Genomic DNA, 14,665 nt, shown 5'->3' on the forward strand with positions numbered 1-14,665 from the left:
TCCAACCGTTCATATGGAGGATCGCGGAACGGCGGACAAGCGGGGACGCCGCCAGAGATGGATTGTCATGCCGCCCGCAACGATTCTTCGCCCGCCGCTGCCCTTGCCGCTCCGGCCTCTATCCTCTAAGAAACCGCACACAAATCCGGCCTCTTCAGGCCGCAGGCAATGGAATCCGATCATGAGCGACAAGCAAAAGAAACCGCAGAAATTGAGGGCCCGCCTGCCGCGCGGCTTCGTCGATCGTTCCGCTGCCGATATCCATGCCACCAACGAGATGATCGCAAAAATCCGCGAGGTCTACGAGCGCTACGGCTTCGACCCGGTCGAGACGCCGCTATTCGAATATACGGACGCGCTCGGAAAGTTCCTGCCGGACAGCGACCGCCCGAACGAGGGCGTCTTTTCGCTGCAGGATGACGACGACCAGTGGATGAGCCTGCGCTACGACCTGACCGCGCCGCTCGCCCGCCACGTCGCGGAAAATTTCAACGAGATCCAGCTGCCGTTCCGCACCTATCGCGCCGGTTACGTCTTCCGCAACGAGAAGCCGGGTCCCGGCCGTTTCCGCCAGTTCATGCAGTTCGACGCCGATACCGTCGGCGCCCCAGGCGTCCAGGCCGATGCCGAGATGTGCATGATGATGGCCGACACGATGGAAGCGCTCGGCATCAAACGCGGTGATTATGTGATCCGGGTGAACAACCGTAAGGTTCTGGATGGTGTGATGGAGGCCATCGGGCTTGGTGGCGATGAGAATGCGGGTCGGCGGCTCAGCGTGTTGCGGGCCATCGACAAGCTCGACAAGTTTGGCGTCGATGGCGTGAAATTGCTGCTTGGACCGGGCCGCAAGGATGAGAGCGGTGACTTCACCAAGGGTGCCGGACTCGATGCTGAGCAGATCGCCTTCGTCACTAAGTTCATCGAAGGTGCGTCTGCGGTTGACTGGAGCGCAACACTTAAGAATCTCTTCCAATCCGGCGGAGCTGATTTGGCGTGGGTTGGTATGGATGAATTGAATGTCATCCAAGGCTTATGCCTGGGGGCTGGCTATACCGACGACCGCATCAAGATCGATCCTTCCGTCGTCCGCGGCCTCGAATATTACACCGGCCCCGTCTTCGAAGCCGAGCTCCTCTTCGACGTCACCAATGAAAAAGGGGAAAAGGTCGTCTTCGGTTCGGTCGGCGGCGGTGGGCGGTATGATGGCCTGGTATCGCGGTTCATGGGCCAGCCGGTGCCGGCGACGGGTTTTTCGATCGGTGTCTCGCGCCTGATGACGGCGCTCAAAAACCTTGGCAAGCTCGGCCAGGACGAAGTTCTCGCGCCGGTTCTCGTCACCGTCATGGACGGCGATGTCGAGAGCATGGGCCGCTACCAGCGCTTCACGCAGATGTTGCGCAACGAAGGCATTCGTGCCGAAATGTATCAGGGCAACTGGAAGAAATTCGGCAACCAGCTGAAATATGCCGATCGCCGCGGTTGCCCGATCGCCATCATCCAGGGCGGCGACGAACGGGCGCAGGGCGTTGTGCAGTTGAAGGACCTGATCGAAGGCAAGCGGCTTTCCGGCGAGATCGAGGACAATGCCACCTGGCGGGAGGCGCGGGTGGCGCAGGATACCGTTGCCGAGGCCGATCTCGTCACCAAGGTGAAGGAAATCCTGGCAGCCCAGGCGGAGGATCGGAAAAGGGCGGGCAATGCGTAAGGCTTACCCCCCTCTGTCCTACCGGACATCTCCCCCTCAAGGGGGGGGATTGGCTGGAGGCCAGCTTCTCATTTCCTCTCTGACGTCCCGATCTCCGCAGCGTCGCTTTGGAAGCGGCGGTCGTGCGGCTTGTGATCTTCCCACCCAAGGGGGAGATGCCCGGCAGGGCAGAGGGGGGCTTCGTGGCACAGCGGGAGCAGCCCCATGCCCCTGATCGACATGCCCGATTTCTCGACGGACCTCCTCAATGAATTCGCCGCCCGCCGTACCGAGCGGGTCAATACGCCGGTTATCCAGCCGGCCGAACCGTTCCTCGACATGGCGGGCGAGGATCTGCGCCGGCGCATTTTTCTGACCGAAAGTGAAACCGGCGCCAATCTCTGCCTGCGTCCGGAATTCACCATTCCGGTCTGCCTGCGCCACATCGAGACCGCAACCGGCACGCCGAAGCGTTATTCCTATCTCGGCGAGGTGTTCCGCCAGCGCCGCGAGGGCGCGCATGAATTCTACCAGGCCGGCATTGAAGACCTCGGCGACAAGGACATCGCCCGTGCCGACGCGCGTGCCATCATCGATGCGACAGGCATTCTGGGGGCGCTCCTGCCCGGCGGGAAGCTGGAGCTGACGCTCGGTGACCAGGCCGTGTTCGAGGCGGTCGTCCGGGCGCTCGGCCTGCCGCTCGGCTGGCAGAAGCGGCTGATCCACGCCTTCGGGGACATGGTGCATTTGGAGGCTCTGCTGGATCGGCTTGCCCGACCGCAGCCGGTAACGGGGCTCGATCAGGAGGTGGCGGAACTCGTCGCGTCCGGCGACGAGGCCGAGCTCATCGCACGGATCGACCGCACGATGCAGGAGACCGGCTATTCGACCAATGCGAGCCGGTCGCCGGCCGAGATCGCAAGACGGCTGAAGGAGAAACTGGAGCTTGCCGAAACACGGCTCGATGGTGGCGCGCTGTTGCTGCTGCGGGAATTCCTGACACTGCGGCTTCCGCTGGCGGAGGCTCCGGCGGCTCTGGCCGGGTTTGCCGACGCCGCGGATCTGAAGCTCGGGCCAGCGATCGCGCTCTTCGACGCGCGGCTGGCAGCGCTTGCCAATGCCGGAGCCGATGTTTCCGCCATGACCTATCGCGCTGCCTTTGGCCGGCCGCTCGACTACTACACCGGCCTCGTCTTCGAGGTAACGGTAAGTGGTTCATCTGCGGTGCTCGCCGGGGGCGGCCGTTTCGACCGGCTGCTGACCCTGCTCGGAGCGAAGGAACGAATCCCGGCCGTCGGCTTTTCGCTCTGGCTCGATAGAATTGAAGCGGCGAGGGCAAAATAATGAGCGTCCTTACGATTGCCCTGCCGTCTAAGGGCCGCATCAAGGAAGACACCGCGGCGATCTTCGAACGGGCCGGCCTCGGCATTTCTGCAGTCGGCAACGACCGGTCTTACCGGGGACGGATCGACGGCATCGAGAGTGTCGAAATCACCTATCTGTCGGCCTCGGAGATCGCCCGCGAGCTTGCCAACGGCGCAGTCGACTTCGGCGTCACGGGAGAAGACCTCGTTCGCGAGGGCATGGTCGGCGCCGACCAGAAGGTAGAATTCTGCGCCCGCCTCGGCTTCGGCCAGGCGGATGTCGTGGTCGCGGTGCCTGAAATCTGGCTCGATGTGGAAACCATGGCCGATCTTGGCGATGTGGCCGCCGATTTCCGCGCCCGCCACGGCAGGCGGCTGCAGATTGCCACGAAATACTGGCGGCTGACGCAGCAATTCTTCTCGTCGCAGCATGGCATCCAGCTTTACCGCATCGTCGAAAGCCTGGGCGCCACGGAGGGCGCGCCGGCTGCGGGGCAGGCGGATATCATCGTTGATATCACCTCGACCGGCTCGACGCTCAGGGCAAACCACTTGAAGATCCTGTCGGACGGGGTGATCCTGAAATCCGAAGCCTGCCTGGTGCGGGCGCGCAAGGCGGCGCACGATGATGACCCGAGGGTTTCAAGGATCATGGAGGCAGTGCGCGCGGCCCTCTGATTGATGAGGAGAAAGATCGATGCATATCACCGGCAGATGCCATTGCGGGCATGTGACCTACGAAGCCGAACTTGACCCGCAAAGGGTCTCCATCTGCCACTGCACCGACTGCCAGCAGCTCACGGGCTCGCCCTTCCGGGTCACCGCCGTCGTGCCGGAAGGCGACTTCAAACTCACCGGCAATCCCCCGAAGCAATATCGCAAGACGGCCGAAAGCGGCCGGGGCCGCCTCCAGTATTTCTGTCCGGAATGCGGCTCGCAACTTTTCGTCAACGGTGAGGGGGAGGCCGCAAAAATCTGGGGGATCCGCTGGGGAAACATCGATCAACGGATGGAACTGAAGCCCCAGCGCCAGGTCTGGTGCCGTTCGGCTGCACCGTGGCTCTCCGAGCTGGCAGAATTGCCGGCGCGCGAGACGGATTAACAAAAAAATCCGCCGGACGGATGTCCGGCGGATCAAGTCAAAGGCAGGGAACTCGCAAAGCTTAGGCAGCGATTGCGACAGAACCGCGGCGGGCGTCGATCGAGTAGGCGCCGGCGCCGAAAGCGGCGAGTGCCAGGAAGCCGCCTGCAATCGTGATGTTCTTCATCATCATCAGGCTATTGAAGAGGCTGAGCAGGCCGTTTGCGGCATCCGGAAAGCCGGGGATGGCGATGGCGCCAGAATGGAAGACCAGTCCGGTAAAGAGTGAAAAGCCGGCCAGTAGCAGCGCCGCGATGCGGGTCTGGAAGCCGGTCAGCACTGCAAGACCTGCAACAAGTTCGAAGACGCCCGCGGCATAGGCGAGCAAAGTGGCGGCGGGAAGGCCGGCGCCGGTGATCATGCCGGCCGTGCCGGACGGATCGACGAGCTTCTGGAAGCCGGACATGACGAACATGCCGGACAGGAGGAGGCGGCTGACGAGAAGCAGGGAATTGGTAGAAGTGGCGGACATTTCGATCTCCGATCAGTGGTCTGTGGTCGACAGACGGTTTGAATTTGCTGACCGGTTATTTGCCCTTTTTTGATCGTGTCCGGAAGATGAACAATCATAGACGCTTTGTCTACGGAGAGTGAACGACAAGAGCGACCGCGCGCTCTTGTCTCCCTTTCATGGCCGGGCGATGAAATAGGCATTGACGATATCATGGGGCAGCCGGTTCAGATCGATTGTTGAAAAACCGGCCTTCTTCAACATCCCTTCCGCCATTTCCACGCCCCACATCGTACCGAGCCCGGCTCCGCCTTGGCCGAGCGAAACCGGAGTGCAGTGCATGGTCGACATCATATAGAGGAAGGGAGCAAGCGGCACGTCCGTGTTTTTTTCAAGATAGCTGGACCCGCCTATGTCCTGCATCAGGAACACTCCGTCCTCGGCAAGCGAGTTCCGCACCGTATCGAGCAGGCCTTGAGGGTCTTTCTGGTCGTGCACGGCGTCGAAGGCAAGTATCAGGTCGTAGGTGCCGAGAGATGTTGCCGTCGAAAGATCTTTTTCTACGAAGGTGAGATTGGTCAGCTTCTTCTCGATCGCCGTCTTCTGAGCCTGCTGGAAGGCGTCCGTGCATAAGTCGTAGCCAATGAAACGACTGGCCGGAAACGCCTCGGCGAGCTTTAGAAGCGCCAGGCCCTGGCCGCAGCCGACGTCCGCCACCAGGATACCACTCCTCAATCTGGCAAGAATGCCAGGGATGAGCGGCAGGATGTGTTCGTTGAGCGAGCAGACGACGGATTGGTGGCTCGATTCCGCCATCACCTCGTGAAAACGCCCATAGTGATGGTAGTGCAGGCCCTTGCCGTCGCGGAAGCGCTGAATGATTTCCTCTTCCACTTCGAAGGCAACGCCAAGAAATTGTGCCTCGACGGCAATGTTGTTCGGTGTTGCTGCCCGGGTCAGAAAGGCGGAATGTTCCGCCGGAAGTGTGAAGGTTTTCGTGGCCGGTTCATAGTCTACAACGCCTGTGGTGGCCAGCACAGAGAGCCATTCGCGCACATAGCGCTCGGCCAGGTTTGCCTTCTGGGCAAGATTGGCGACCGTGGTGGACGGCGTGCCGGCAAGAACGTCGAAGAGGCCGGTACGGTGGCCGATCGAGGTCATGAGCACGAGCGAGGCGCTGTTGAGCGCGTCGATCATCTGCCCGGCAAAGGCTTCCGCCTTGGCTTCATTGAATGTGTTTTGCGTTTCCGCGAGTGCGGTGTTGGTGGTCATGGTCTCTCTCCCGAGTTGATTGGACGGGCCTGCTTTCGACGTCCGCCTGATTGCGATCTCTATGCGGAGAGAAGGGTGTCTGATAGGTTCGTTTCAGGCGGAAGCGATCCAGAACGGACATGCGGGACATGGATTCGGGACAAAAACCGATCGAGACGGTGATCGTGAGCCTTCCGGAGATGACGGCCACCGGCATGATCATGATGGTGGACGTTCTCTCATCGGTCGGTCGGGACTGGCAATTGCTGCACGGCCGTACACCGCTGCCGCCCGCATTCTCGCCGATGATGCTGTCGCTCGATGGCGAGCCCTTTCTTGGACCGAACGGCGTGACCGTCACTCCGCACGGTGCTTTGAGCGATCGACCCGCACCCGATATCGTCATCGTACCGGATATCATTGTCGATCTCACTCAGCCCTATCCCAATTCCTACCATGCGGTGGTGGACTGGATCCGCGCCGCTTATCAGACGGGAGCTATCATCTGTTCGGTCTGTTCCGGCTCGCTGCTCCTCGCGGAAGCCGGCCTGCTGGACGGGAAGGACGCCGCCACCCACTGGGGTTACGCGAGCCAGATGTCCGCCCGCTATCCAAAGGTCCGCGTGCGGCGTGAGCGTATCCTCATTCCCGCAGGCGAGGGCCACCGTATCATCAGCGCCGGTGGCGCATCGTCGTGGCACGACCTCCTCCTTTATCTGATCGGCCGTTTCGTCAGCTCTGAGGAGGCGCGGCGCATTGCGAAGATCTTTTTGTTGCAATGGCACAGCGAAGGGCAATTGCCTTTCGCCTCCCTCACCGTGGGGCGCCAGCACGAAGACCAATTGATCGCCGCCGCGCAGATTTGGGCGGCCGAAAATTACCCGCGTCCGAATCCGGTGGCAGAAATGGCGGCACGGAGCGGTCTGACGGAGCGCAGTTTCCTGAGACGTTTCCGCGCCGCGACCGGCCAGTCTCCGCTTGAATATATCCAGACGCTTCGTATGGAGGAGGCAAAGCAGATGCTCGAAACCTCCGATATGTCGCTCGACAATGTTGCGGCCGAGGTGGGCTATGTAGAGCCGGCGAGCTTCCGCAGACTGTTCCGCAAATTGGTTGGCCTCACTCCGTCGGACTATCGCAGGCGAAGCATGCCGCCGCCGGAGCTTCGGGCATCGAGGCGCGAACGGTTAGCCTGATTCCGAACCGGCAAGCTTCCGGCGTCACATCTTCCCAGTCTTCCTGAACGCAACCTTCAGCCTTGGTTCATCGTTGGATCATCAGGATGCAGCTGTTTTCGAAGCAAATTTTCCCCGAAAGGAGGTATGTGATGAAGAAGATCATCGTCAGTGCTCTTGCCATTCTGGTCGCCTCGAGCGTCCCGGGCCTGGCCCAGACCTACCGCAGCGAGGGACGGGAATACCGTCAGGAGTATCGCATCTATCGCGGCATGGCGCGCGGCGAACTGACACCGCAGGAGCTGCGCAATCTCTCCCGCCAGCAGCAGCGGATCGACCGGGCGCAGTGGCGGGCTTCCCGTGACGGCTACGTCTCCTATCGGGAGCGGCAGCGGATCGAGCGTATGCAGGATAGGGCCTCTCGCAATATCTACCGCAAGTCCAACAATGGGCGGGATCTCTACTAGGGTGCTGGTCAAGCCCGCTGACTGCCCGGCCTGGGTCGGGCGGTCAAATTTCTTCGATGCGGCGGGCCTCTTCCGGCAGGACCGAAAGCTCGCGCCAGTCGATCTCTTCAAGCAAAAGATTGTATTCATCGACATTGACCTGATGCGCCACCCGCAGCCGGTCGAGTTCATCGCGCTGGGCGGCGATCGCCATTAACGCCAGCCGGCGATAGGTTTCCAAAGAAGCGGCGCCGGCCGCGTTGGCGATTGCCTGCTGTTCGATCTGGAACTTGGCGCGCAGCAATCCGGCTTCCGGTTCCTGTAGTCCTTCAAGAGGGACAAGACCGGCGGCCGCAATCTCGCGTCGCCGCGTCGCGAGTTCGCCTCTGCCTTCAGCTCGGCGATCGAGGCCGAGTAAGCGGATGACGGGCGCCAATGTCAGTCCCTGAACCACGAGGGTTGCGAGAACGACGGCAAAAGCCGTCAGGACCACCATGTCGCGTTGCGGAAAGTCTGCTGGCAAGGCGAAGGCAGTTGCAAGCGTGACGAGCCCTCGCATGCCGCACCACCCCGCAAGCAGCGCCTGGTTCAGCGTCGCGGGTTCCGGCCTGCCGTGGCTGCGTGCATACCAGGCGCGTAGGCGGTTAAAGCCGATACAGATGACGAAGCGGACCAGCACAACGACAATCACGGTCAGCAGCGCGAAGTGGAGGGCTTCTCCGAGGCGATCGGCCGACATGCTGTCGAGGATACCACGCACCTGCATGCCCATCAAAAGAAAGGCCATGACGTTGAGCACGAAGACCGCCGCGCTCCAGACGGCGTAGGATTGGACACGCATGCGCGCCGAAGATCGTGTCCCGTCGCTACGGGCCAGCATCATTGCGAAAGCGACGATGGCAAGCACCGCCGAAAACGCCAGTCGCGCGGCGATGATCCAGAGCAGGAAAGTCTGGACGAATTGCAGGAGATTGCCGCCGAGCGTGCCGCTGACCAGCCGGTAAAGATGACGGGACAGCCATGCGGCGACAATGCCGAGCAGGAGGCCGCCCGGCACCGCGAGGGTGAGATGCAGGGCGACGGGCGCATCGAGGCTGCCTGCGGATTGAACCGCCAAGGCCGCATCGAATATCAGCAGTGCCGCGGCATCATTGAAGAGGCTCTCGCCCCGAAGCACGGTGTCGGTGCTGCGCGGAATGGCCATAGACGACAGAACCGCCGTTGCAGCCGCCGCATCGGGCGGTGCGACGATCGCACCGAGAACGAGCGCCGCAGCCAGGGGCAGGCCGGCGAGGGCCCAGCCGGCAAAGGCAACGGCAGCGGCGGTGACGGCTACGCCCCCGATCGCGAAGACGAGGAGCGGCAACCAGAAGCGGCGCGCGATCCTGACCGGAAAATCGAAAGCGGCGTCGAGCAGCGCCGGCGCAATGAAGAGAGCAAGAGCCGTCGCAGGCTCCAGCGAAATGTAAGGCATGCCCGGCAAAAGCGCGACCGCCGCACCCGCCAGCGCGAGCATGGACGGATAGGGCACGGAAAGTCGTCGCGAGACCTGCAACAGCACGACCGCGACAAGCAAGAGGACAAGCAGGCTCTCAAAGAAACTCATGCGGCGACTGTAGTTCCCGTCGCGGCTTTTGTCAGCGTTGGTTTAGCCTCGTTTTTGATGGATCAGAGCAAAGAAAAGGGCGGTCCGAAAACCGCCCTTCCTGACTGAACCAGATGGCTCAGATGCGAGGCATCAGCCTCACATCATGTCCATTCCGCCCATTCCGCCCATGCCGCCAGGCATGCCGGCCGGAGCGTCCTTCTTCGGCAGCTCGGCGATCATGGCTTCCGTGGTGATCAGCAGCGAAGCAACCGAAGCAGCATTCTGCAGAGCCGTGCGGACGACCTTCAGCGGATCGACGATACCCATGGCGATCATGTCGCCATATTCGCCGGTCTGTGCGTTGTAGCCGTAGTTGTCTTCGTTCTTGTCGAGAACCTTGCCGACGACGATCGAAGCTTCGTCACCAGCGTTGTCAGCGATCTGGCGAACCAGCGACTGCAATGCCTTGCGGACGATGTTGATGCCGGCTTCCTGGTCGTCATTAGCGCCCTTGGACGTGATCTTGACGGAGGAGCGCAGCAGGGCGATACCGCCGCCCGGAACGATGCCTTCCTGAACGGCAGCGCGGGTCGCGTTGAGAGCGTCGTCGATGCGGTCCTTCTTTTCCTTCACTTCGACTTCGGTCGAACCGCCGACGCGGATGACGGCAACGCCGCCAGCGAGCTTGGCGAGGCGCTCCTGGAGCTTCTCACGATCGTAATCCGAAGTGGTTTCCTCGATCTGCGCCTTGATCTGGTTGACGCGGCCTTCGATGTCGGACTTGGCGCCGGCACCGTCGACGATCGTGGTGTTTTCCTTGGAGATCGAGACCTTCTTGGAGCGGCCGAGCATGTCGAGGGTGACATTCTCGAGCTTGATGCCGAGGTCTTCGGAGATGACAGTGCCGCCCGTGAGGATGGCGATGTCTTCCAGCATGGCCTTGCGGCGGTCGCCGAAGCCCGGAGCCTTGACGGCAGCAATCTTCAGGCCACCGCGCAGCTTGTTGACGACGAGGGTAGCAAGTGCCTCGCCTTCGACGTCTTCAGCGATGATCAGGAGCGGCTTGCCGGTCTGAACGACGGCTTCGAGAACCGGGAGCATGGCCTGCAGGTTCGAGAGCTTCTTCTCGTGAAGGAGAATGTAAGCGTCATCGAGATCGGCAACCATCTTTTCCGGGTTGGTCACGAAGTAGGGCGACAGGTAGCCGCGGTCGAACTGCATGCCTTCGACGACTTCGAGTTCGGTTTCGGCGGTCTTGGCTTCTTCAACCGTGATGACGCCTTCGTTGCCGACCTTCTGCATGGCTTCAGCAATGTCGAGGCCGATCTGGCGCTCGCCGTTTGCGGAGATCGTGCCGACCTGGGCAACTTCTTCCGAAGTGTTGATCTTCTTGGCCTTGGCCTGGAGATCCTTGACGACTTCGGCTACGGCGAGATCGATGCCGCGCTTCAGGTCCATCGGGTTCATGCCGGCTGCGACGGCCTTGTTGCCTTCGCGAACGATAGCCTGGGCGAGAACGGTAGCGGTGGTGGTGCCGTCGCCGGCGATGTCGTTGGTCTTCGAAGCGACTTCGCGGACCATCTGGGCGCCCATGTTTTCGAACTTGTCTTCCAGTTCGATTTCCTTGGCGACGGAGACGCCGTCCTTGGTGATGCGCGGCGCACCGAAGGACTTGTCGATAACGACGTTACGACCCTTAGGGCCGAGCGTTACCTTGACTGCGTCAGCGAGAATGTCGACGCCACGCAGCATCTTTTCACGTGCGGTGCGGCCGAATTTGACTTCTTTAGCTGCCATTTTGAGAACTCCTGAAAAGGGGTGTCAGCGAATTTCGGTAAGGACAGGCGGCTTATCAGCCGATGATGCCCATGATGTCGGCTTCCTTCATGATCAGAAGGTCTTCGCCATTGATCTTGACTTCGGTGCCGGACCACTTGCCGAAGAGAACGCGGTCGCCAGCCTTGACGTCGAGAGCGACGACCTTGCCGGATTCATCGCGGGCGCCAGAACCGACGGCGACGATTTCGCCTTCCTGCGGCTTTTCCTTGGCGGTATCAGGAATGATGATGCCGCCCTTGGTCTTTTCTTCAGACTCGACGCGACGAACGACGACGCGATCGTGCAGGGGGCGGAAATTGGTGCTTGCCATTGTCTAATCCCTCGATCAAATGACATTGACGGATCACGTGATGATCCGCTGGAATGTTAGCACTCACCTCCAGGGAGTGCTAAGCGCCGCGGATGTAGGCTCGGCGAGCGGAAGAGTCAAGGATAGGGACAGAAAAAACAGCGCTTCGCGAGGAGCCGGGCGATTGCTGAAACTTGACTTTGGAGTAGCAATTTCGTCTAAATGATATATGGGGTTTGCGAGTGCCCCACGAGGCGCCATGCCGAAGTTCGCGTCCTTCATATGACTATCACATATGAACCTTAGAGGGCACGACCATGGCGACTTATAATGCTATCTCATCTGAGAAATTGGCACGATTAATCGGCACGCCCAAGGCGCCGCTGATTATCGACGTGCGCGACCGGGACGACTTTGCCGAAAACCCTTTCCTGCTGCCGGCTTCGCTCAAAAAGGCTCACCACGATGTCGCCGATTGGGCTCCGTCGTTGAACGGGCGATGGGTTGTGGTCGTCTGCCAGAAGGGCCGCAAGCTGAGCGAAGGCGTTGCAGCCTTCCTGCGTATTGCGGGCGCCGAGGCAGAGGTTCTGGAGGGAGGTTTCGAAAGCTGGCGGGAACTCGGGCTGCCGCTCCTGCCTGTGGAAAGGATCCCCGACAGGAAGGCCGACGGCGCGACACTCTGGGTAACGCGCGCCCGGCCGAAAATCGACCGCATCGCCTGTCCCTGGCTGATCCGCCGCTTTGTTGATCCCGGCGCCACTTTTCTATTCGTCTCGGCCGTAGAGGTCGAGGCCGTCGCCGACCGCTTCGGCGCGACGCCTTTCGATATCGAAGGCGTCTTCTGGAGCCATCGCGGCGAACTCTGCAGCTTCGATGTCATGATCGAGGAGTTCGGATTGTCATTTCCCGCACTCGGCCACCTCGCTCGGATCGTCCGAGGCGCCGACACGGACCGGCCCGACCTTGAGCCTCAGGCTGCGGGGCTCCTGGCGATATCGCTTGGCCTGTCGCGGATGTATTCCAGCGATCTGGAACAGATGGACCAGGGCATGCTCATCTATGACGCACTTTATCGTTGGGCTCGCGACGCGGCGGACGAGAAACATGATTGGGTATCCCATGGCGGACGGAAGTGACACGGCAATGGACGCGATGGTGAAGGAAGAGGTTTCCGGCCCTGTCGGACTTAGGGAGATGACGGCGGTTTTCGCCAAGATTGGAGTATTGAGCTTTGGTGGCCCCGCGGGTCAGATAGGTCTGATGCACCGGATCTTGGTGGATGAGAAGCGCTGGATTTCCGAGGAGCGGTTTCTTCACGCGCTGAATTACTGCATGCTGCTGCCGGGGCCTGAAGCGCAGCAACTGGCGACTTATATCGGCTGGTTGATGCATGGTACCCGCGGAGGCATCATCGCCGGGCTTCTGTTCGTCATTCCCGGCCTCGCAGTCATCATTGGCCTTTCGACTGCCTATTCGCTCTACCAGGACACGACCTGGCTGACCGGCCTCTTCTATGGCCTGAAAGCGGCGGTGCTGGCGATCGTCGTCGAAGCGGTGATCCGGCTCGGCCGCAAGACGTTGAAGAGCCGGTTCCTCGTCGCCATTGCGGCTCTGGCTTTCATATCGCTGTTCTTTTTCAGCCTTCCGTTTCCGCTGGTCGTGCTGCTGGCGGGCATCGCCGGCTTCGTCTCCGCCCGTTCCGGCGGAAGCCGGCCGACAGGAGCCGCCGCGCCCATCGATCTTCCAAAACGCCCGCCGGCTTTGAAGGCGGTCGCGACGCTCTTCTTCTGGGTCGCTGTCTGGCAGCTTCCGCTTCTGGCCCTCTGGCTGGTCTCCGGTACAGAGGCCCTGTCGGCGATGTTCACTTTCTTCTCCAAGATGGCCCTGGTCACCTTCGGCGGGGCTTATGCGGTGCTTGCCTACGTGGCGCAGGTCGCAGTCCAGGATTACGGCTGGCTGAGGCCGGGCGAAATGTTGGACGGGCTGGCGCTGGCGGAAACAACGCCGGGGCCGCTGGTATTAGTGCTTTCTTTCGTCGGCTTCCTTGTCGGCTTCCGCGGGGCTGCCGGGCTGGGAGCCGTCACGGGCGGTGTCATCGGCGCCCTACTGGTTGCCTGGGCCACCTTCGTGCCGAGCTTCATCTGGATTTTTGCCGGGGCACCCTTCATCGAGCGGCTCCGCGGCAACGCGACATTTTCAGCGGCCCTCTCGGCGATCACGGCGGCTGTGGTGGGGGTCATCCTTAATCTCGCCATCTGGTTCGGCATGCATGTGCTGTTCCGCGAAGTCGGCGAGATCTCGCTTTGGCCAGCGGCCGGCCTCCATGTTTCCTGGCCTATCTGGACGAGCCTTGACCTGGCCGCCTTCCTGCTTTTCCTGCTTTCGGCGGTTCTTTTGTTCCGGATAAGGGTTGGCATGGTGCCTGTGTTGGCCATATGCGCTCTCGCCGGTCTGACGCTCAAGCTTCCGGCTCTCCTGTGACGCCGCGGTGAAATCGAACGGCGAGGGACGCAAATCTCCTTGCCTTCGCGGGCAAGCTTTGCGACATCAGCGCCAATCGAAAATCACGAGGCAGCAGGCATGGCAAAGCGCATCCAGAATCTGAGCGAAGTCATCGGCGACTACGATGTGGTTCTTTCCGACGTCTGGGGCGTCGTTCACAACGGTGTCGATCCGTTCATGCACTCCTGCAAGGCGCTCGCCGCAGCTCGTGAAGCGGGGGCGACCGTTGTCCTCATTACCAATTCACCGCGCCCGGCGCCCGGCGTCATCCAGCAGATGCGCGCACTCGGCGTGCCGGATGAAACCTACGACCGCATCGTGACATCCGGAGACGTGACCCAGCACCTGATCGTCGATGGCCCGAAGAAAGTCTTCCTGATCGGGCCGGACCGCGATCTCAACCTGTTCGACGGCCTCGGCGTGGAAGTCGTTTCCGCAGACCAGGCGGATTGCATCGTCTGCACAGGATTCTTCGACGACGAAGAGGAAGTACCGGAAGATTATACCGAGATGCTGACCGACTTCGCCAAGCGCGAGGTGCCTCTGATCTGTGCCAATCCCGATCTGGTGGTCGAGCGCGGCCATCGCATCATTCCCTGCGCAGGAGCGGTCGCCGCCTATTACGAAGAACTGGGTGGCAAGACCCGGGTTGCCGGCAAGCCGCACAGGCCGATCTACGAAGCGACGCTCGCTGCCGCCCGCGAGGTGCGCGGCGATTTCCCGATGAGCCGGGTTCTGGCGATCGGTGACGGCATGCCGACCGACGTGCGCGGCGCTCTCGCCTATGGCCTCGACCTTCTTTATATCAGCAGCGGCATCCATGTGGCGGAATACACGATCAACGGTCAGACGGACGAGGCGATCTTGAACGCTTGGCTCAAGCGCGAGAATGCGACGCCGAAATACTGGATGCCGCGCCTGGCCTGAAGCGG

14 protein-coding genes are annotated in these 14,665 nt (G+C 61.4%); 9 read left to right on the forward strand and 5 right to left on the reverse strand.

Annotated elements, in window-relative coordinates:
* The first annotated feature begins 181 nt into the window (after positions 1 to 181).
* From hisS to C5L12_RS21425, 4 genes are all read left to right on the forward strand, one after another.
* Positions 182 to 1,708: a histidine--tRNA ligase gene (gene hisS, locus C5L12_RS21410; RefSeq protein ID WP_105374150.1), complete on the forward strand. Its 1,527-nt coding sequence runs from the start codon at positions 182 to 184 to the stop codon at positions 1,706 to 1,708.
* Between the two features lie 204 nt (positions 1,709 to 1,912).
* Complete coding sequence (locus C5L12_RS21415; RefSeq protein WP_105374092.1) at positions 1,913 to 3,031, forward strand: ATP phosphoribosyltransferase regulatory subunit; 1,119 nt, start codon at positions 1,913 to 1,915, stop codon at positions 3,029 to 3,031.
* On the forward strand, positions 3,031 to 3,729 hold the full coding sequence (hisG, locus tag C5L12_RS21420; RefSeq protein WP_105374093.1) for an ATP phosphoribosyltransferase: 699 nt from the start codon (positions 3,031 to 3,033) through the stop codon (positions 3,727 to 3,729). The genes C5L12_RS21415 and hisG overlap by 1 nt, the downstream gene beginning before the upstream one ends.
* Before the next feature lie 19 nt (positions 3,730 to 3,748).
* Entirely contained in the window at positions 3,749 to 4,153 is a 405-nt protein-coding gene (locus tag C5L12_RS21425) for a GFA family protein (RefSeq protein WP_105374094.1), read from the forward strand.
* A 61-nt stretch (positions 4,154 to 4,214) separates the two neighbouring features.
* Here C5L12_RS21425 and C5L12_RS21430 read toward each other — a convergent pair whose 3' ends face one another.
* Positions 4,215 to 4,664, reverse strand: coding sequence for a DoxX family protein (locus C5L12_RS21430; RefSeq protein ID WP_105374095.1), 450 nt, complete (start codon positions 4,662 to 4,664; stop codon positions 4,215 to 4,217).
* 156 nt (positions 4,665 to 4,820) lie between these two features.
* Entirely contained in the window at positions 4,821 to 5,915 is a 1,095-nt protein-coding gene (locus C5L12_RS21435; RefSeq protein WP_105374096.1) for a class I SAM-dependent methyltransferase, read from the reverse strand.
* Positions 5,916 to 6,043: 128 nt separating this feature from the next.
* On the opposite strand from C5L12_RS21435, the gene C5L12_RS21440 reads away from it, so the two are divergent.
* On the forward strand, positions 6,044 to 7,090 hold the full coding sequence (locus C5L12_RS21440) for a GlxA family transcriptional regulator (protein ID WP_205839369.1): 1,047 nt from the start codon (positions 6,044 to 6,046) through the stop codon (positions 7,088 to 7,090).
* A 131-nt stretch (positions 7,091 to 7,221) separates the two neighbouring features.
* Positions 7,222 to 7,536, forward strand: coding sequence for a hypothetical protein (locus C5L12_RS21445; RefSeq protein ID WP_105374098.1), 315 nt, complete (start codon positions 7,222 to 7,224; stop codon positions 7,534 to 7,536).
* A gap of 43 nt (positions 7,537 to 7,579) precedes the next feature.
* On the opposite strand, the gene C5L12_RS21450 is transcribed toward C5L12_RS21445, so the two are convergent.
* The 3 genes from C5L12_RS21450 to groES all read right to left on the reverse strand — a co-directional run bounded on the left by C5L12_RS21450 (position 7,580) and on the right by groES (position 11,252).
* A complete protein-coding gene (locus C5L12_RS21450; RefSeq protein WP_105374099.1) occupies positions 7,580 to 9,121 on the reverse strand; it encodes a cation:proton antiporter in 1,542 nt (513 codons plus the stop codon).
* A gap of 138 nt (positions 9,122 to 9,259) precedes the next feature.
* Complete coding sequence (gene groL, locus C5L12_RS21455; RefSeq protein WP_105374100.1) at positions 9,260 to 10,900, reverse strand: chaperonin GroEL; 1,641 nt, start codon at positions 10,898 to 10,900, stop codon at positions 9,260 to 9,262.
* Positions 10,901 to 10,955: 55 nt separating this feature from the next.
* Complete coding sequence (groES, locus tag C5L12_RS21460; protein WP_004675403.1) at positions 10,956 to 11,252, reverse strand: co-chaperone GroES; 297 nt, start codon at positions 11,250 to 11,252, stop codon at positions 10,956 to 10,958.
* Positions 11,253 to 11,548: 296 nt separating this feature from the next.
* On the opposite strand from groES, the gene C5L12_RS21465 reads away from it, so the two are divergent.
* The 3 genes from C5L12_RS21465 (at position 11,549) to C5L12_RS21475 (ending at position 14,660) form a co-directional block, all read left to right on the forward strand.
* Positions 11,549 to 12,367 (forward strand): chromate resistance protein ChrB domain-containing protein, encoded by an 819-nt coding sequence (locus tag C5L12_RS21465; RefSeq protein ID WP_105374101.1) that lies wholly within the window; start codon positions 11,549 to 11,551, stop codon positions 12,365 to 12,367.
* Complete coding sequence (gene chrA, locus C5L12_RS21470) at positions 12,351 to 13,712, forward strand: chromate efflux transporter (RefSeq protein WP_425350818.1); 1,362 nt, start codon at positions 12,351 to 12,353, stop codon at positions 13,710 to 13,712. The genes C5L12_RS21465 and chrA overlap by 17 nt, the downstream gene beginning before the upstream one ends.
* Positions 13,713 to 13,811: 99 nt before the next feature.
* The gene (locus C5L12_RS21475; RefSeq protein ID WP_105374103.1) at positions 13,812 to 14,660 is read left to right on the forward strand and encodes a TIGR01459 family HAD-type hydrolase; all 849 of its coding nucleotides are present in this window, start codon (positions 13,812 to 13,814) and stop codon (positions 14,658 to 14,660) included.
* Positions 14,661 to 14,665: the final 5 nt, after the last annotated feature.

Origin of the sequence: Neorhizobium huautlense (genome assembly GCF_002968575.1) — a bacterium.
Taxonomy (GTDB): Bacteria; Pseudomonadota; Alphaproteobacteria; order Rhizobiales; family Rhizobiaceae; genus Neorhizobium; species Neorhizobium huautlense.

Bases quoted from the DNA above. Each gene is read 5' to 3' on its own strand.
- hisS (WP_105374150.1), top strand. From the start codon at position 182: ATGAGCGACAAGCAAAAGAAACCGCAGAAATTGAGGGCCCGCCTGCCG.
- C5L12_RS21415 (WP_105374092.1), top strand. From the start codon at position 1,913: ATGCCCCTGATCGACATGCCCGATTTCTCGACGGACCTCCTCAATGAA.
- hisG (WP_105374093.1), top strand. From the start codon at position 3,031: ATGAGCGTCCTTACGATTGCCCTGCCGTCTAAGGGCCGCATCAAGGAA.
- C5L12_RS21425 (WP_105374094.1), top strand. From the start codon at position 3,749: ATGCATATCACCGGCAGATGCCATTGCGGGCATGTGACCTACGAAGCC.
- C5L12_RS21430 (WP_105374095.1), bottom strand. From the start codon at position 4,664: ATGTCCGCCACTTCTACCAATTCCCTGCTTCTCGTCAGCCGCCTCCTC.
- C5L12_RS21435 (WP_105374096.1), bottom strand. From the start codon at position 5,915: ATGACCACCAACACCGCACTCGCGGAAACGCAAAACACATTCAATGAA.
- C5L12_RS21440 (WP_205839369.1), top strand. From the start codon at position 6,044: ATGGATTCGGGACAAAAACCGATCGAGACGGTGATCGTGAGCCTTCCG.
- C5L12_RS21445 (WP_105374098.1), top strand. From the start codon at position 7,222: ATGAAGAAGATCATCGTCAGTGCTCTTGCCATTCTGGTCGCCTCGAGC.
- C5L12_RS21450 (WP_105374099.1), bottom strand. From the start codon at position 9,121: ATGAGTTTCTTTGAGAGCCTGCTTGTCCTCTTGCTTGTCGCGGTCGTG.
- groL (WP_105374100.1), bottom strand. From the start codon at position 10,900: ATGGCAGCTAAAGAAGTCAAATTCGGCCGCACCGCACGTGAAAAGATG.
- groES (WP_004675403.1), bottom strand. From the start codon at position 11,252: ATGGCAAGCACCAATTTCCGCCCCCTGCACGATCGCGTCGTCGTTCGT.
- C5L12_RS21465 (WP_105374101.1), top strand. From the start codon at position 11,549: ATGGCGACTTATAATGCTATCTCATCTGAGAAATTGGCACGATTAATC.
- chrA (WP_425350818.1), top strand. From the start codon at position 12,351: ATGGCGGACGGAAGTGACACGGCAATGGACGCGATGGTGAAGGAAGAG.
- C5L12_RS21475 (WP_105374103.1), top strand. From the start codon at position 13,812: ATGGCAAAGCGCATCCAGAATCTGAGCGAAGTCATCGGCGACTACGAT.